Here is a 16,947-nt window from a genome sequence, read left to right as displayed (position 1 = left end):
CTCGGGTCCGGGCGGGGACCAGGGAGGGGGCGGCGTGCCGGGCTGGGCGTGGACGCTGGTCGGGGTGGGCGGCGGCCTGCTGCTGTGCTGGCTGCTGCTGATGGTCGTGCTGTGGACCTCCCGCCCGGACGAGATGGCCGCGCGCGATCTGCTGCGGCTGCTGCCCGACGTGCTCCGGCTGGTGCGCCGGCTGGCCGCCGACGGCTCCCTGCCGCGCGGCGTGCGGGTGCGGCTGTGGTTGCTGCTGGCCTACCTGGTGGTGCCGATCGACCTGGTGCCCGACTTCGTGCCGGTGCTCGGCTACGCCGACGACGCGATCGCGGTGGCCCTGGTGCTGCGCTCGGTGGTCCGCCGGGCCGGTGCGTCGGCGGTCGAGCGGCACTGGCCCGGCACCCCCGACGGGCTGGCTGCGCTGCTCCGGGCCAGCCGGTTGTCCGCGTAGGGACGCCGGGCGGGACCTCGGACCCTCGCCGCCGCGCGAGCCCGGTCGGGATGCTACGTCGCGACGACGTCCGATCCGGCGGGAGGACGGCGATGGAGGACCTGCGGCCCTACATCCTCGACGACGCCGCGACGTCGGAGTACCAGCGGCTGGACCTGATGTCGAAGATCCTCGACCCGTGGACCCGGGGCTACCTCCGGGCGGTCGGCGTCGGTCCGGGCTGGCGGTGCCTGGAGCTGGGCAGCGGCAACGGCAGCATCGCCGAGTGGCTCTGCGACACGGTCGGCCCCTCCGGGAGCGTGACCGCCGTCGACGTCGACACGGTGCTGCTGGACCTCGTGCCCGCGCAGAACCTCAGGGTGGAGCGCACCGACGTCCGCGTGGCCCGGCTGCCGCAGAGCGCGTTCGACCTGGTCACCTGCCGCGCGCTCCTGCACCAGGTGGCCGACCACGCCCCGGCGGTGCTCGCCCAGATGGCCGCCGCCGTCAAGCCGGGCGGGTGGCTGGTGGTGCAGGAGCCGGACTTCTCCCTCGCGCCCACCACCGAGCCCGAGGTCTGGGCGGCGACCTGGTCCGGCCTGATCCGGTGGGGACGCACCCAGGGGGTCGACTGGCTCATCGGTCGCCGGCTGCCGGGCATGGTCAGCGACCTCGGCCTCGGCCGGCCCCAGGCCAAGAGCGACGTCCAGGCCATCCGCGGCACGGACCGCGGGGCGCGGTACTTCCAGCTCTTCTTCGCGGAGGTGCGCGACCGGGTCCTCGCCAGCGGGGAGCTGGACGCCGCCACGCTGGACGCCGCGTCCGCGCTGCTCGACGACCCGGACCGGTGGACCCAGTGCTGGATGGTGACCGCCGTGTGGGTGCGCCGGGCCCCGGTCTGAGCCGGTGGGTGCGGCGGCTCAGGACGACACGCTCGTGCTGAGGCGCAGCCAGTCGGCGAACCGGGTGGTGCCGAGCAGGGCGCCGTCGCCGGGCACCAGCGCGCGCTCGGTCACCTCCGCGCCGAAGTAGCGCGCGGCGGGGTCGGCCACGACCGGTCGCGGGTCGCCGTGCGCGCGGAGGGCCTGCGCGACGATCCCGTCGAACCGGGCGCGATCCGGTCCGGCCACCTCCACGACGCGCCCCGTCGGCGGGCCGACCGCGGTCCGGGCCACGGCCGCCGCGACGTCGTCCGCCGCGATCGGCTGGAAGAGGACCGGGGGGACCCGCACCGTCCCGTCCACGGTGGCGTCGTCGGCGATGCGGGAGACGAACTCGAAGAACTGGGTCACGTGCACGATCGACCAGGGGATCGGCGAGGCCTCGACGAGCTCCTCCTGGGCGGCCTTGGCGCGGAAGTACGCGATCTCCGACGTGGGCCGCGTACCGACCACCGACAGGGCCACGTGGTGGCCGACGCCGGCGACCGCCTCGGCGGCCAGGACGTTGCGGGTCGACGTGGTGAAGAACGACAGCGCCGCGGCCTCCTCGAAGGAGGGGGAGTTCGACACGTCGACGACGACCGCGGCCCCGGCGAGGACGTCGTCGAGGCCCTGGCCCGTCATGGTGTCCACCCCCGTGGACGGGGCTGCGGCGACCGTCTCGTGGCCGGCCTCGGTCAGCCGGGTGACGACCTTGGAGCCGATGAGCCCCGTCCCGCCGATGACGACGATCCTCATGCCGGCCCCCCGGGGGGCCGTCGGTGCTGTGGACCGTGCGCCGCCTCGGCGCGGGCCCGGATCCCGCGGAGCATCCGCCGCATCATCGGGAAGTCGCCGACCTCGGCGAGCAGCACCGTGAGCAGCACGAACGGGCGCGACCACTCGTAGACGGTGTGCATCCGGGTGACCAGCCGGGTCCGCCCGCCGGGGAGCGGCCGGAGGCGCCAGGCCCACGTCCGGTTCGGCGTCCGCCAGAGCAGCCACTCGGGGACGACGAAGTCCTCGACGACGAACGCCGTCCGCTCCGAGGGCCACGGGACGAACGCCAGCCGCTGGCCGAGGTGGAGGTCCTGCAGCCCGGGCACGATCGTGCGGGCACTGGGGCGCGCGAAGTTGTCGAGCAGGTCGTTGGCGTACCAGCCGGCGCGCCCGAAGCCGACCTGGACCAGCCACGGCCACACCTCCCCGGGCGGTGCCGCGACGGTGATCGCGCGGGTGCAGCGGTACTGCGCCCGGGGGAGCAGGCCGTCCCCCGGCATGGTCGCCGCGGCCTCCTCGGCCGTGGCCCCCCACGTGCGGTGCCAGTGCCGCAGCAGCGGCGCGACGAGGAGCAGGGGGACGTCGGCGACGACGTCCCTGACCTCACGGAGCAGGGCTGCCGGGGTTATCGGGGGCGCGCGGTGGTCCGCGGGTGCGGCCGGCCCGGTCCGGTCCAGCGGCGTCGGACGAGGGATCGTCGTCTTCACTGCTCCTCCTCTCCGAGAGGGGACGAGGGGGCGGCGGTCACCGCACGTCCTGCGGTTCCGCGCGGGACGACGGGGCGTAGACCGTGTCCCAGGACCGCTGCTCGGGCAGGCGGCCGCCCGAGGCGGCGCGCCGGCGGGGGAGGGCAGCGGCGATCTCCGCCGTCCACCGGTCGATCGCCGGCCAGTCCCGCTGGTCACCGGGCCGCCCGCCGACGGCGAGCCAGGACAGCCTGACCCACAGCGGGAGGCCCTTCGTGACCACGACGCCGGCGAACACGCGGTGCTCGCGCGGCGTCACCCCGGCGGGGAAGGTCGCGTCGATCCGCCGGACCTCCTGCCGGAGGAGGGCTCGCCGCACCGGTCCGCGCGGCGCCACGCCGGCGACGCTGAACACCCACAGGGGGCGGTCGCCCAGCCGCGGCCCCGCGGCGTGCAGGAAGTGCACCGCCGCGGGCAGCCACCGCTGGTCGTGCACCGCGCTGCCGAGCACGAAGGCGTCGAACCCGGTGGGGTCCAGGCCCGGGTCGAGCGGCCGCACGACCACCTCGACGGCGGCGCCGCGCAGGCCTGCCGCGATGCGTTCGGCGACGCCCTTCGTCGAGCCGGCGCCGGTGGCGTAGCCGACGAGGACCCGGCTCGTCCCCGCTGAGGGCACCGACCGCTCCCCGCCGTCCGGGGCGTCCACGAGCGTGACGGTCCCGGCGGCGCCGTCCACGCGGACCCGCTGACCGGTGTGCAGCCGCCGGGTCGCGTCCGGCACCGTGGCGACGGCGGGGATGCCGTACTCCCGGGCCACGATCGCCCCGTGGGAGACCACCCCGCCGACCTCCATCACGAGGGCCCCGGCGAGCTGGAACAGCGGCGTCCACCCCGGGTCGGTGCTGGCCGCGACCAGCACCTCGCCCGGGGCGAGCGCGGCCCCGACGGGGGAGTCGAGGACCCGCACGACGCCCTCGTGCACGCCCGGGGAGACCCCGGTGCCGCGCAGCGTCCCCGGGGCGCCCTCCGGGAGGGCGGCCGGGCCGTAGACGGCCTCCCCGTCGCTGGTGAGGATCCGCGGCACGGCCCGCCGGTCGAGCTCCCGGTCGTACTCCCGCCGCCGGCGCTCGGCCCGGTCGCGCAGGTCCGCCGGCGGCCCGTCCACCGCGGCGCGCAGGTCGGCCGGGTCGAGGAAGAACACGTCGTCGGCGTCGTCGAGGCGTCCGGACGCGACGAGGGCCGCGCCGACCTGCTGGAGCACGCCCCGGGCCACGGCGAGCACCCGCACCAGGTCGAACTTCGGCCGCTCCCGCAGCCCGCCGAGACCCCGGTAGCGGGTGAGCACCGCACGGAGCAGCGCGGCACGGAGCCGGCCGCGGGACCGGCGGACCGCGGCGACCAGCTCGCCGGCGGCGCGCCCGGCCTCGGCCGCGCCGCGTCGCTGCCGGGCCAGCAGGTCGGCCGGGTCCCCGGCGGCGAGGTAGCCACGGACCAGCTCCACGACGTAGGACGGGTCGTCGGCGAAGCGGGGCAGCCCCAGGTCGATCTCCCGGTCCGGCGCCCGGTGCCCGAAGGTGGTCAGGAACTCCGCCATGCCCGGCATCTGCGCCGACGGCTCCCGGCCGGTCGTCGCGCAGGCCTGCGCCAGCCGCGCCAGGGCGGTGCCCATCGCCAGCGTCGGGTCGTGGGGCAGCCAGCGGCGCACCGGCTCCAGCCCCGACGAGGAGCCCAGCCACCGCTCGCACAGCCGGGCGGCCAGCGCGCCGGCCAGCAGGCCCGCGTACACCGGTGGCAGCTGGACCCAGGCCACGTCGAGGGCGCGCCGCGGCACGGTGTCCAGCACGAACTCCACCTGCTGCCGGGCGCCCGGCAGGGCCGCGGCCTCCCGGGAGAGCCGGCGGAGCTGGTCCTCCGCGCGGGCGAGCAGTCTCCGCCGTGCACGCCCCGGGGCGGCGGCCGCCGCGGCCAGCCCGGGGACCTCGCGACCTCCCCAGACCGCCAGGCCGACCGCCACTGCCGCGCCCCGGGGGCGGACCAGCCGGTGCCCCTCCCGGTCGAGCCACTCCCGGAGAGCCGCGGCGGTCGCCGGGTCCTTCAGCGCCATCCGGTCGGCCAGGGTCCGCCCGAGGCGCGGGGAGGTCAACAGCGGGGTCATGTCGTAGAGGAGGCGGCCTGCCGCCGTCGACACCGGTGACCCCCGCGGCGCGCGCCGTCCGGACGCCCACCGGGACGTCGCGGCGGTGGCCAGTGCGGCGAACAGGGTGCCGCCCGCGGGGGTCAGCGGCTCGGTCAGGCCCTGCGCGGCCAGGGTGAGCGGGATGTACACCCGCACGCCCGGGCCGGCCGGCGGTCCGGACGGCAGCGGGAACAGGGAGGTGATCGGCCGGGACTGCACCAGCCAGCAGCGCCCGCCGGCGACGGCCCACTCCAGGTCCTGCGGGATCCCGGACAGCGCGGCCGCCCGCAGCCCGAGGCCGGCCAGCTCCCGCAGGCGCGCGTCGTCGAGCAGGGGACGGTCCGACCCGTCGGGCCGGTCCAGGACGGCGAGGCTGCCGGCGTCCAGCACCCACCGCTGCGGGGTCACCCGCCCACTGACCAGGGCGTCTCCCAGGCCGCGGACGGCCTCCACGACCACCCGGTCGCGGCGCCCGGTGAGCGGGTCGGCGGTGAACAGCACGCCGGCGACGTCGGCCGGCACCATCCGCTGGACGACGACGGCCGCGGCGACCTCGGTGGAGGGCGTGCCCTGCCGGATGCGGTAGGCCATCGCCCGCGCCGTCCACAGCGAGGACCAGCAGCGCCGGACGGCGGCCACCACCTGGTCGGCGCCGCGGACGTCGAGCACGGTGTCCTGCTGGCCGGCGGAGCTGACCCCCGGGAGGTCCTCCGTGGTGGCCGAGGAGCGCACCGCCACCGGCGGCCCGCCGAGCCGGTGCCAGCCCGCGACGATCGGTCCGGCCAGTTCTCCGGGCACCGGCGCCGAGTCGAAGGCGGCCCGCAGCCGCGCCGACGCGCCGTCCAGCGCGCCGGCGTCGCGCCCGTCGAGGTCGGCGGTCACCCCTTCCACGAGGGAGCCGAGGCCGGACACCGCGACGAAGTGCCGGTAGGCCCCGGCGTCGACGACGAGACCGTCGGGCACCGGCAGGCCGGCCTGCCGCAGCCGCGCGAGGCCGGCTCCCTTGCCGCCGGCGCGCGCGACGTCGGTGGCGCGCGGGTCGTCGAGCCAGGTGACGGTCCCCGCCGGCTCCGGCGCCCCCGGTGGCGAAGACGGCTGCTCGGTCATCGCATCGACCCCCTGTCGGCCCGACCACCCCGCCGACCAGACTCTTGGGCGCCGTGATGCGCCCCCAGGGTCCGAGGTCACTGAGCCCCTGCTCGTGGGCAGCGGAGCACGTCGAGCGCCGTGGGCGTTGGTCCCTGTCGGGCCCTCCGGCGGGCAGGGCACCGTGGGCGCGTGTCGTTCACCCGGCTGCGCGCCGACGAGCTGGTCAACGTGTGGGCGGCCGACCGGCACACACCGATGCAGATCGCACTCCTCGGGGTCTTCGACCCGGGGCCGTTCCGGCGGGCGGACGGCGCCGTCGACACCGCCGGCGTCCGCTCGGCGCTGGCCGCCCGGGCCCGCCGCGTCCCCGCCCTGGGCAGGCGGGTGGTGTGGACCCGCGTCGGTGAGGGTCGCCCGATCTGGGTCGCCGACCCGTCGTTCGACCCGCTGCGCCACGTCGGGACGGGACGGCTGCCGCCGGGCGCCGACCTCGGCAGCTGGGCGGCCGGCCGCTCGCTGCAGCCGTTGCTGCAGAACCGGCCGCTGTGGCGGGCGGAGGTCGTGGAGGGCCTGCCCGACGGCCGGTTCGCGGTCCTCGTCGTGGTCTCCCACGTCCTCGCCGACGGGCGGACCGGCGTGGCGCTCGCCGGCGCGCTGCTCGACCCCGCGGCCGACACCGTCCCGGAGGAGCCGGCGGCAGCCGCGGTGCCCCCGCTGCCGACGCACCGGGAGTTGCTGCGCGCCCGGCTGCACGAGGCGGCCGCGGCGCTGCGCCGGGCACGACCGGCGGGCGGCTCCCGCCGCGGCCGGCGAGGCCTGGAGCAGCTGCGCGACCTCATGTCCGACCTGGGCGGCCCGGTGCCCCGCACGTCCCTGCCGCGGCGGACCGGCCCCGGCAGGCGGCTGGCCGTCGCCCGGCACCCGCTGGCGGACCTGCAGCGCACCGGGCACGCCCTGACCGTCACCGTCAACGACCTGCTGCTGGCCGCGGTGGCCGGCGGCCTGCGGGAGCTGTTCGCCGCCCGGGGCGAGCAGCCGCCCCGACTGGTGCGAGCAGTCGTCCCGGCCGCCACGGGCCTGCCCGGGCAGCAGGTGACGGGCATGCTCGTCGTCGACCTGCCGGTCGGCGAGCCGGACCCGCTGCGGCGGCTGGCGGGGATCGCTCGCACCACCGCGGCGGGCAAGGCCCGGCTCCGCGCGGCCGCGGGCAGCGTCGTCGACGTCCGGCTGCCGGCACCGGTGGCCCGGCTGGTCGTCCGCTGGGGACGCCGGCTCGGCAGCCGCAACACCTCCCTGTCGGTCACCGACGTCGCCGGCCCGCCGGCGCCGCTGTGGTTGGCCGGCGCCCGGATGGTGGAGGCGGTACCGATCGCCCCGCTGGTGTCGCGGGTCCCGCTCGCGGTCGCGGCGCTGTCCTACGCCGGCGTGCTGGCGGTGTCGGTCGATGCCGACGCCGCCGTTCCCGACGTGGACGTCCTCGGCGACGGGATCGCCCGGACCCTCGCCGACCTGGCCGGGATGGCCGGGGACGGTGTGCGGCTGCCGCCTGCACCACCGGCCGTGACCCGGAGGGGCAGGGCACGCGGCAGGCGGCAGGGGATCAGCGCGGGGGTGCGCCCTGGCCGCTCGAGCTGAGCGCGGCGAGCCGCTCCCGGTACTCGTCCACCGAGATCTCGCCCCGGGCCAACCGCTCCGCGAGCACGTCCTCGGCCGGCCGCGGCGGTGGGGACGCGGCGGGCTGCGGCGGCGTGCGCACTGACGGCTGCTGGGCGACCCGGGCCAGCGCCACGATGCCGCCCACGACGAGTGCCAGCAGCAGCAGGGCGCTGACCGTCATCGTGAACCAGCCCCAGCCGCTCATGTGGTTCCAGCCGTACCAGCCCATTCCGGGTACCGCTCCATCTCCTAGCACGCCCACGGTCTCCCGACGGTGCTGAGCCTGCGCCGCGGCGGACGCGCGCGCTCGGAGCGAAGGTCCCGCGCGCGGTGCTGAGTGGCCCCGGCGGCCGGGACGTTGGGCACTCCGCCGGCCGGAGCGCTCAGAGGTGGGCCCGCGGGTCCACGGCCGGTGGCAGCTCGCCCGGCACGACCCGTCGTCCGGTGACGTGGTGGGGATCAGCCGCAGCCAGTGACCGTGTTCTCCGGGCGCCCAGGGCTGGACGCCGACGTCGTGGGTGCGGCGACCTCGACGGCGATCTCCCCGGCCCAGGCCGCCACGGCGGGCCAGTCCCGGAAGTCACCGAGGGGAGCGCGCATGGCGGTGACCATCGCCCGTTCGGCGAACGTGAGCCGGGACCGTTCCAGGCGGCCGGGGAAGACCCGGTGGCCGCGCGGACCCAGCATCCTCCGGAGGGTGTCGGCGGTGTCGGGCTCGTCGGACGGGAACGGCGGGTCGCCGATCGGGCCGCTGGAGAACAGCCACAGGGGCCGGTTGCGCAGGGCCGTCGCGTGCGCGGTGGCGAGGTCCCGGGCCGCCGGCAGCCACGAGCCGGCGTACACGGCGCTGCCGAGGACGACGGCGTCGTAGGCCGACGGGTCGGGGCGGTTCTCCGCGGGGATCCACGTGGCGGTCAGGGCGGTGCCAGCAGCGGAAGCTCCCTCGGGAAGTGCGCGAGCCAGCGCTGCGGCGATCTCGTGGGTGGACCCGTACCTGCTGGCCGCGGTGACCAGGACCCGCGGGGCGGTCGGGCTCACCGATCGCCGTCCGCGCCGTCCGCGCCGTCCGCGCCCACGACCACCGGGCGGCTCGGCTGCCCGGCCACGGGCGTCCCCCCGGCCTCTGCCGGGAGGACTCGCACGCTCACCACCCCGCCGACGGTCCGGGCCAGTTCGGCGAGGGCCCGCTCCTCGACCTCGGGGGAGGGTTCGGGCACGCCCCGGGTGCGCTGGATCGTGGCCACGCCGTCGCTGACCGCGACCGACCACGCGTCCAGCGAGCCGGTGTAGCCCTCCACGAGGTGGAGGAGGTCGTGCCGGATCTCGGCGTCCGGACGGATCAGGGTCCGCAGCACGTCGCGCCGGCTGACGATGCCCACCAGGCGGTCGCCGTCCAGGACGGGGGCGCTGCGCAGCCGGTCGTCGACGAACAGCCGGGCGATGTCCGCGACGTCGGCCGTGTCCTGGACCGCACGGACGTCGCGGGTCATCACCCCGTGCACCAGCAGCGCCGGGGCCGAGGTCGGGGTCCCGCCGTCGCGGCGCAGGTGGAGCCGGGGGTCCTGCGGCATCCGGTCGCGCAGGACGTCGGCCTCGGCCACGATCCCGACCAGCCGGTCGTCGTCGTCGACGACGGGGAGGGCGGCGAAGCCGTGCTCGGCCATGACCTCAGCGGCGTACTTGGCGGAGGTCTCCGGCCCCACGGTGACGACCTCGCGGGTCATGACGTCTCTGGCCTGCACGGCTCCTCCTCAGCGGGGTTCGCTGCGCCGGACGCTGGGCAGGCGGGCGGCGCGTCCCCAGGGTCGCCGGGCGCAGCGTGCGGAGGACCTCGGTCCCTCACGCCGGCTCGGGGTGCCGGTCCGCCGCGAACTCCTCCCGCAGCCGGTACTTCTGGATCTTCCCGGACGCGGTCAGGGGGAAGCGGTCGACGAACCGCCAGTGCCGCGGCGTCTTGTGCGGCGCCAGGCGCTCCCGGCAGTGGGCGACGAGCTCGGCCTCGCTGGGCCGGGGCCCGGGCGCCGGCCGGACGAACGCGGCGACCTGCTCGCCCCACACCGGGTCCGGCACCCCGATGACGGCCACCTCGGCCACCCCGGGATGGGTGAACAGCACGTCCTCGACCTCGCGCGGGTAGATGTTCTCGCCCCCGCGGATGACCATCTCCTTGAGGCGGCCGGCGATCCGGCAGTAGCCCCGCTCGTCCATGGACGCCAGGTCGCCGGTGTGCAGCCACCCGTCCGCGTCGATCGCCGCCGCGGTCTGCTCGGACGCGTCGAAGTAGCCGGTCATCACGGAGTAGCCGCGCGTGCACAGCTCGCCGACCGTGCCCGGGGCGACGGTGGCGCCGTCCACGGGGTCGGCGATGCGCACCTCGGTCGCCGGCAGGGGCCGGCCCAGGGTCTCCGCCCGGTCGTCCGGGTCGTCGTCGCTGCGGGTCATGGTGATCCCGGGGGAGGCCTCGGTCTGCGCGTAGATGACGTGCATCGGCACGCCGAGGACCTGCTCCACCCTCCGGACCAGCGGCGGTGGGACGGGCGCGCCGCCGGAGAGCGCCCAGCGCACCGAGGAGGTGTCGGTGTCGGGGAAGGCGGGGTGGGCGAGCAGCGCGAGGAGCATCGTGGGGACGCCAGCGAGCCCGACGCTGCGCTCCTCCTCGATGAGCTGCAGGTGCAGCCCGGGGTCGAAGGCGGGCATGAGCACCTGTGTGCCGGAACTCGCGATCGCCGAGAGCGTGGCCAGGACGCCGCCCGCCGCGTGGAACAGCGGCATCGCGTTGACGACCGCCTCGCCTGGGCGCACGTCGAGGACCTCGACGTAGGCCAGCCGCGCGTTGTTGGCGATCCCGCGGTGGTGCAGCACCGCCCCCTTGGGCAGCCCGGTCGTGCCCGAGGTGTACTGGATCTGCGCCGGGTCGCCCGGGGACACGGCCGGCAGCGCCTCGGTGGGCGCCCCGGACGCGCAGAAGCGCGCCCAGTCGTCGAACAGCACGCTCTCCCGCAGGTCGGGCAGGTCCGACCGGACGGCGGCGAGCGTCTCGGCCATCGGGTTGCCGCGGTACTCGCGCAGCAGGAACAGGCCGGACGCGCGCGACTGGCGCAGCACGTGCCGCAGCTCGTCGGCCCGCAGCGCGGGGTTCACCGTGACGAGGGTGAGCCCGGCCAGCGCCGCGGCCATCTCCAGGAGGACCCACTCGGGCCTGTTGTTGGCCCAGACCGCGACCCGCTCACCCGGGGCGAAGCGGCCCAGCAGCGCCCGCGCCGCCTCCTCGGACTCGGCCAGGAGCCGGCCGTAGGACCAGCGGCGGCGCTGGTCCCTGTCGGGCACCCCCTCGACCAGCGCGGGGGCGTCCGGGGACCGTGCCGCGGCGCTCCGCAGCAGGTCCCCGACGGTCAGCTCCTGCACCGCATCGGTGCGCTCGGCGGGCCAGTACGCGGTCGTCAGCACGGCGCGCCCCCTCGCTCCAGCCCCGCTGTGAGGATGGTCCACGCCGCGCGTGCCGCGTTCCACAGCCCTTCGTCCCGCGTGGCGCCGACGGACGCGGGCACGGACGCGGTCCCGGAGACCAGCGCACCGGCGCCGGTACCCGACACGGAGAGCCCTCCCGCGCCGGAGAACACCTCCGACGAGGGCACCGCGGCGGACACACCGGTGCCGAGCGCGCCGGAGGGCACCACCCCGGGGACCGGCGCGCCGGAGGAGGAGAGCAGCGACCCCGGCGCCACCGAGCCCGGCGTGCCTGGCAGCTCTGCGGGCCCGGAGGACACCGCCGTCCCCGAGTCGACCGCGGCGGGGTCGAGCACGGCAGCCGACACCTCCCCGCCGCTCGGCGAGGCCGACGCGGGCGCAGCCGGCCCCGACTGATCTCCCGGCCGTTCACCGGCGCAGCTGGGCCTCCTCGGCGAGCCGGGCCAGCTTGTCCGGGTTGCGGACGGCGTAGATGCGGGTGATCCGGCCGTCCTCGACCACCAGGCTCACCACGGTGTCCAGCGTCCCGTCGACGTCGAGTCGCGCCGCCGGGCCGCCGTTGAGCTGCACCGGCACGACCGCGACCTGGCCGGCCAGCCCGGCCAGGCCGGCCAGGAGCGGGGCCACCCGGTCGGCGCCGGTGATCGGGCGGCGCGCCGCGGCGACCACGCCGCCGCCGTCGGCCACCACGACGACGTCGGGAGCGAGCACGTCCAGCAGCCCCTGCAGGTCGCCACCGCGCACCGCCGCCAGGAACCGCGCCACGACGGCCTCCTGCTCGGCCCGGTCCACCTGCACGCGCGGCCGACGTGCGGCCACGTGCCGCGCCGCGCGGGAGGCGATCTGGCGCACCGCCGCCGGCGTCTTGCCGACCGTCTCCGCGATCTCGTCGTACGGCGTGTCGAACACCTCGCGCAGCACGAACACCGCGCGCTCGGTGGGGCCGAGGGTCTCCAGCACGGTGAGCATCGCGAACGAGACGCTCTCGGCGAGCTCGACGTCCTCGGCGACGTCCGGGCTGGTCAGCAGGGGCTCGGGGAGCCACTCGCCGACGTACTCCTCGCGCCGGCGCGCCAGCGTGCGCAGCCGGTTCAGCGCCTGCCGGGTGACGGTCCGCACCAGGTAGGCCCGCGGGTCGCGGACCTCGGCGCGGGCCGCGGTGGCGAGGCCCGCCCACCGCAGCCAGGCCTCCTGGACGACGTCCTCCGCGTCGGCGGCGGAGCCGAGCAGCTCGTAGGCGACCGTGAACAGCAGGCTGCGGTGGGCGACGAACGGGTCGTCGGTCATGCCGTCGACGCGACCCGGCTCGGCTGGGCGAGGGGCGCCAGGCCGCACGACGCCGAGATGCCCTGGGCCTCGATGCCGAGGGCGACGTTGGTCCGCGCGAACTGGTTCGCCAGCGCGATCCACGCGGTGAGCTCGACCATCGCCGGTGCGCCGAGCTGCGCGAGCAGCCGGGCGGAGAGCTCGTCGGTGACGGTCGGCGGCGTCTGCGACACCGCCTCGGCGTACTCCATGACGTCGCGCTCCAGCTGGGTGAACACGTGCGACTCGCGCCACCGCGGCACCTCGCGGGCCTTGGTGACGTCGAGCCCCTTGTCGTGCGCCTGGAAGTACCCGTAGTCCAGGCAGAACGAGCACCCGACCAGGGACGCGACCGCCATGTGGGCGTAGGACTTCAGGTGCTCGTCGCACGCGTGCCACCGGGCCGCCTTCCGGCCGAGGCCGAAGCTGAACCGGAGCACCGGCCGGTGGTGCCACATGACCCCGAGGGCGTCGGGTACGTCGCCGAGCGCCTTCCGGCTGATCGCCTTCAGGACGGCGCCCCGGACGCCGGAGATCTCGGCCTGGGGGATCCGGGTGGTGCTGGTCATGACTCCTCCTCGTCGTGTGGTCCCGGCATGGAGACACCGGCCGAGGACGATCTGTGACAGCACCGCGGAGGGCACGGGCGGGAGGCGCCGCGGGGTGTCCGGGCGGTCCGCGGCCCGGCAGGCTGCTCCCGTGCAGGTCCGCCTCTCCGCCGAGGACCGGGCGATCCTGGCCCTCGAGGGCCCGGCACTGGTCGGGCACACGTGCAAGGTGGTCCACCTCCCGGCGGGCGCCCCGAGCGCGGCGGAGCTCCGCGACGCGGTGGCCCGCCGGCTGCCGGGCGCGCCGCGGCTGACCTGGCGGCTGGCCGGCACCGCCGAGGAGCCGACGTGGTGTCCCGACGAGGCGGTGGACGTGGCGGCGCACGTCGGTGCCGTGGCCGCGGCCGGCCCGCTCGACCCGGCCGGCCTGCGCCGGGAGGTGGCGCGGCTGTTCGTGCAGCGCCTGGACCGGCGCCGGCCGCTGTGGCGGATGGACCTGGTCGGGCCGCTGGAGGGCGGGGGAGCGGTCCTGGTGTGGCGGGTGCACCACGCCCTGGCCGACGGCACGACGCTGATGCGCCTGGCCCACGACGTGCTGTGGGACCCGACGCCCGCGCCGGCGGCCGACGCGCCCGGCCCGGCCGCCGTCCCCCCGAGGCCGGCCGGCGGTGCCCCTGGGCGTGCCCACCTCGCCGACGTCCTGACCGGTGAGCTCCTCCCGGGCCTGCGCCGCTCCCCGTTCGACGCGCGGGTGGGACACGACCGCGACGTCGCGTTCGCCGGGACCTCGCTCCCCGCCGTGCGCGACGCCGCCCGGGAGCTGGCCGGCGCGACGGTGAACGACGCGGTGCTCGCCGTCGTCGCGGGCGCGCTGCGCCTCTGGCTGGAGCACCGCCACGGGCCGGTCCACGGCCTGCGCGTCAAGGTCCCGGTGGCCCTGCACTCCGACGGCGACGCGGCCGGCAACCGCGACTCGTGGTTCCGTGTCGACCTCCCGGTGGACGAGCCGGACGTCGCCACGCGGCTGACCGCCGTCCGGGCGGAGACGGCCCTGCGCAAGGCCCACCACGACGCGCAGGAGCTCGACGAGCTGATGGCCCGGTTGGCCCGGTTCTCGCCGCGCACGGCGAGCTGGTCGCAGCGGCTGCAGCGGAGCGGGCGGGCCTTCGCCCTCACCGTGTCGAACGTCCGCGGGCCCGAGCGCGAGGTCGCCGTGCTCGGCGCGCGCGTGGCCGCGGTCCACTCGCTCGTCGAGGTCGCCCAGCACCACGCCCTCCGGGTGGCCGTGGTCTCGATCGCCGACCGGCTGTGCTTCGGGCTGGTCGCCGATCCCGCGGTGGTCGGCGGCCTGGACGTGCTCGCCGGTGCGGTCGAGCGGGAGGCGGCCGAGCTGGTGCGGGCCGGTACGGCTCTCTAGTCGACGACCATCGTCTGGACGTCGAACTCCTCGCTGATGATCCCGTACTCCAGCATCAGGTCCGCCATCTCCTGCAGCTGCGCCTCGTCCACGTCGGCGTCCCACGCGGGGAGCGCGACCTGCTGCACGGTCTCGGCGGGCACCTGGGTGTAGGTCGGCACCAGCTCCACCAGGCGTTCCCGGTCGCCGGTGAGCTGCTCCATCGACTGCGCCATCGCCGTGCGGAAGGCCTCGACGACCTCGGGGTTCTCCTGGGCGTACTGCTCGGTGGTCAGCCAGCCGGCGACGGGCATGTCCTCGACCGGGCCGCTGAACAGCGGGAACAGCACGCGGTGGCCGGCCGCCAGGGCCGAGGCCTGGAACGGCTCGACCTGCCAGATGGCGTCGACGTCCCCGCCGTCCAGGGCCGCGGCCATGTCCGGCAGCGGCAGTTCGACGAACTCGATGGTGGAGATGTCGACCCCGGCGTCCTCGAGGACCGCGTTGATGGCCACCGTGCCGATGTTCTGCAGGTTGTTGACCGCGATGCGAGCGCCGGCCAGGTCGGCGGCGGACTGGTAGGGGGAGTCGGCGGCGACCATGATCGCGTGGTCGTCGGCGCCGACGTCGTTGCCCGCCACCACCCGGACCGGGAGTCCCTGCTGGGCGGCCAGGAGGGCCGAGGTGTAGTTGCCGTAGGTGATGTCGTACTCCCCGGCGATCAGCGACGGGATGGCCTGGGCGCCCCCGGACGTCTGCTCGAGAGTGACGTCGAGACCGGCGTCGGCGAACAGGCCCGTCTCGTCGGCGTGGACGGCGGTCGCGGTGTGCACCAGCGGGAAGTAGCCGACGGTCACCGGAGTGGCGCCGTCGGTCCCGCCTCCGGCGGCGTCGCCCCCGCCCTCGTCGCCGGAGCCGCACGCCGCGAGGACCAGGGCGACCGCGCAGCCCACCGCGAGGCCCGCCGGGCGGCGCGGACCCCTCGTGGGGCGCGGCCCGGCCGGGGAGGACGAGGACACCGGCGTCTCCCTCCTGGAGCTCCCAGGGCCGATCGGGCCCGGACCGGCAGTACCCCGATCCGGGCCCGGCACCCCGCGGTCAGGTCATCGCGCTGGCCGGCGCCTCCTGGCGGGGGATCGGGGGCACGCCGGCGCCCGTCCACGCCCACATGGTCCAGTGGTAGCTGCCGTCCTCGGTGACCTCGTACTCGAGGACGTGGGCCACCTCGGCCAGCCGCCCGAGGAGGCCGGTCGCGGACGGACAGGAGCCCCAGACCCCGAAGCTGGCCTGGTAGCCCGGCCCGGTCTGGCGGCCCACGCCACCGCCGACCCAGTCGGCGACGTCGCCGTTCGCGGCCATCATCAGCACGTGGCCCTCTCCGGACAGGACGCGCCCGGGACGGAACGTCTGCCGGTAGGTGCCGGTGTCGGTGATCTCCTGTCCCAGCAGGGTGCCCCGTCCCTGGAAGGGCGCCTCCAGCCACACCTGCTGCCCCTCGGAGGGCAGCACGCGGACGGTGGTGAACTTCCCGGAGGACTCGCCCAGTCGATCGCCCAGCACGGCGTCCACCTCCTCCGCGCCGGCTCCCCGCCTCCCGCCGGCGAGGAGCGGACGCAGTCGATCGGCTCGTAGGGGACCGAAGCAGCAGGGGACGCAGCCCGACCGTCGGTGGGGCGCCGACGACACGAGGAGGTCCGGTCGCCTGCCTCGGGCGTCCGGCGGTGCCGGGGAGCGCCACGGGACACCGCCGCCAGGGTGGGTCGCCGCGAAGCGGAGGGGCCAGGATCGGAAGGCACCGTCTCCGCCATCGGCCCGCCGTCGGCGTCCTGCCGGCGATCCGGAGCCCGCCCGACGGCCGACCCGGTCCGGCGCCGGCGGCCCGGCGGCCCGGCGGCCCGGCGGAGAGTGAGGCCGCGGAGACCACCGTTCCGGAGGTGGACCCCACCCGGAACGGTGGTGGTGCCCTCCAGGAATGCGGGGGTCTGCTCGGTGTCGGCGCTCTTTCTCGCTCGCCATTCTCTTCTCCAGGCACGACACGGGAAGTGGTTTCCCGGGCCTGGGACGAAGGAGTGGACCGTGTTCGACGACGACTGGGACGAGAACTGCAGCGACGACTGGGGCAGTGACTGGGACGACAGCGACGACTGCCACTTCGACGAGCACGACGAGAGTTCCGACCACGACGACTACGACTACGAGGACGACGAGTACGGCGGCGACTACTGACCGGACCGCGGCGTGGCCCGGCCGGTCCGGGTCACGCCGCACTCCGCGACCGCGGAGCGCGAGCCGGCTCGCTCTCCCCGGCACCCGGTGCCGGGTCGCCGATGCGGGCGGCGCCCGCCGATCGAGAGCTGCGACGACCTCCCCGAGCCCCGGGGGGGGGGGGGGGGGGGGGGGGGGGGGGGGGGGGGGGGGGCCGCCGCCGCCCCCCCCCCCCCCCCCCCCGCCCCCCCCCCCCCCCCCCCCCCCCCCCCCGCCCGCCCGCGCCCCCCCCCCCCC

At 76.8% G+C, this 16,947-nt stretch carries 17 protein-coding genes; 6 read left to right on the top strand and 11 right to left on the bottom strand.

What is annotated here, in order from left to right:
• The first annotated feature begins 34 nt into the window (after positions 1-34).
• Entirely contained in the window at positions 35-442 is a 408-nt protein-coding gene (locus ACI782_RS22155) for a YkvA family protein (RefSeq protein ID WP_456912263.1), read from the top strand.
• Positions 443-534: 92 nt separating this feature from the next.
• Positions 535-1,323, top strand: a complete 789-nt coding sequence (locus ACI782_RS22150; protein WP_456912262.1) for a class I SAM-dependent methyltransferase — start codon at positions 535-537, stop codon at positions 1,321-1,323.
• Positions 1,324-1,341: 18 nt separating this feature from the next.
• Here ACI782_RS22150 and ACI782_RS22145 read toward each other — a convergent pair whose 3' ends face one another.
• From ACI782_RS22145 to ACI782_RS22135, 3 genes are read right to left on the bottom strand one after another with little or no spacing between them, the layout of a single operon-like run.
• Positions 1,342-2,100: an SDR family oxidoreductase gene (locus ACI782_RS22145; protein WP_456912261.1), complete on the bottom strand. Its 759-nt coding sequence runs from the start codon at positions 2,098-2,100 to the stop codon at positions 1,342-1,344.
• Positions 2,097-2,828, bottom strand: a complete 732-nt coding sequence (locus ACI782_RS22140) for a hypothetical protein (protein ID WP_456912260.1) — start codon at positions 2,826-2,828, stop codon at positions 2,097-2,099. Before ACI782_RS22140 ends, ACI782_RS22145 begins: the two co-directional genes overlap by 4 nt.
• 37 nt (positions 2,829-2,865) lie before the next feature.
• A complete protein-coding gene (locus ACI782_RS22135) occupies positions 2,866-6,090 on the bottom strand; it encodes a PEP/pyruvate-binding domain-containing protein (RefSeq protein WP_456912259.1) in 3,225 nt (1,074 codons plus the stop codon).
• Between the two features lie 171 nt (positions 6,091-6,261).
• Between ACI782_RS22135 and ACI782_RS22130 the strand changes: the two genes are divergently transcribed.
• Positions 6,262-7,707, top strand: coding sequence for a wax ester/triacylglycerol synthase domain-containing protein (locus tag ACI782_RS22130; RefSeq protein WP_456912258.1), 1,446 nt, complete (start codon positions 6,262-6,264; stop codon positions 7,705-7,707).
• On the opposite strand, the gene ACI782_RS22125 is transcribed toward ACI782_RS22130, so the two are convergent.
• The 4 genes from ACI782_RS22125 to ACI782_RS22110 all read right to left on the bottom strand — a co-directional run bounded on the left by ACI782_RS22125 (position 7,673) and on the right by ACI782_RS22110 (position 11,175).
• A complete protein-coding gene (locus ACI782_RS22125) occupies positions 7,673-7,957 on the bottom strand; it encodes a hypothetical protein (RefSeq protein ID WP_456912257.1) in 285 nt (94 codons plus the stop codon). The two genes, ACI782_RS22130 and ACI782_RS22125, sit on opposite strands and share 35 nt — an antisense overlap.
• Positions 7,958-8,187: 230 nt before the next feature.
• A complete protein-coding gene (locus ACI782_RS22120; RefSeq protein ID WP_456912256.1) occupies positions 8,188-8,766 on the bottom strand; it encodes a flavodoxin domain-containing protein in 579 nt (192 codons plus the stop codon).
• Positions 8,763-9,470: a CBS domain-containing protein gene (locus ACI782_RS22115; RefSeq protein ID WP_456912255.1), complete on the bottom strand. Its 708-nt coding sequence runs from the start codon at positions 9,468-9,470 to the stop codon at positions 8,763-8,765. The genes ACI782_RS22120 and ACI782_RS22115 overlap by 4 nt, the downstream gene beginning before the upstream one ends.
• Before the next feature lie 97 nt (positions 9,471-9,567).
• Positions 9,568-11,175, bottom strand: a complete 1,608-nt coding sequence (locus ACI782_RS22110) for an AMP-binding protein (RefSeq protein ID WP_456912254.1) — start codon at positions 11,173-11,175, stop codon at positions 9,568-9,570.
• A gap of 78 nt (positions 11,176-11,253) precedes the next feature.
• Here ACI782_RS22110 and ACI782_RS22105 point away from each other — a divergent pair, with 78 nt between their 5' ends.
• Positions 11,254-11,592 carry a hypothetical protein gene (locus ACI782_RS22105; RefSeq protein ID WP_456912253.1) on the top strand — a complete coding sequence of 113 codons (339 nt, stop codon included), beginning with the start codon at positions 11,254-11,256 and terminating at the stop codon, positions 11,590-11,592.
• A 12-nt stretch (positions 11,593-11,604) separates the two neighbouring features.
• Here ACI782_RS22105 and ACI782_RS22100 read toward each other — a convergent pair whose 3' ends face one another.
• A complete protein-coding gene (locus tag ACI782_RS22100) occupies positions 11,605-12,483 on the bottom strand; it encodes an RNA polymerase sigma-70 factor (RefSeq protein ID WP_456912252.1) in 879 nt (292 codons plus the stop codon).
• Positions 12,480-13,070 (bottom strand): carboxymuconolactone decarboxylase family protein, encoded by a 591-nt coding sequence (locus ACI782_RS22095; RefSeq protein ID WP_456912251.1) that lies wholly within the window; start codon positions 13,068-13,070, stop codon positions 12,480-12,482. The genes ACI782_RS22100 and ACI782_RS22095 overlap by 4 nt, the downstream gene beginning before the upstream one ends.
• Before the next feature lie 130 nt (positions 13,071-13,200).
• Here ACI782_RS22095 and ACI782_RS22090 point away from each other — a divergent pair, with 130 nt between their 5' ends.
• A complete protein-coding gene (locus ACI782_RS22090) occupies positions 13,201-14,466 on the top strand; it encodes a wax ester/triacylglycerol synthase domain-containing protein (RefSeq protein ID WP_456912250.1) in 1,266 nt (421 codons plus the stop codon).
• Here ACI782_RS22090 and ACI782_RS22085 read toward each other — a convergent pair.
• The gene (locus tag ACI782_RS22085; protein WP_456912249.1) at positions 14,463-15,464 is read right to left on the bottom strand and encodes an ABC transporter substrate-binding protein; all 1,002 of its coding nucleotides are present in this window, start codon (positions 15,462-15,464) and stop codon (positions 14,463-14,465) included. The two genes, ACI782_RS22090 and ACI782_RS22085, sit on opposite strands and share 4 nt — an antisense overlap.
• Before the next feature lie 79 nt (positions 15,465-15,543).
• The gene (locus ACI782_RS22080; RefSeq protein ID WP_456912248.1) at positions 15,544-16,005 is read right to left on the bottom strand and encodes a hypothetical protein; all 462 of its coding nucleotides are present in this window, start codon (positions 16,003-16,005) and stop codon (positions 15,544-15,546) included.
• A gap of 516 nt (positions 16,006-16,521) precedes the next feature.
• Between ACI782_RS22080 and ACI782_RS22075 the strand changes: the two genes are divergently transcribed.
• Complete coding sequence (locus ACI782_RS22075) at positions 16,522-16,671, top strand: hypothetical protein (protein ID WP_456912247.1); 150 nt, start codon at positions 16,522-16,524, stop codon at positions 16,669-16,671.
• The last annotated feature ends 276 nt before the right edge of the window (positions 16,672-16,947 follow it).

It is taken from the genome of Geodermatophilus sp. SYSU D00703, from assembly GCF_054050155.1.
Note: the sequence above shows the minus strand (reverse complement) of the source record. Positions and strands in the feature narration are given on the sequence as shown.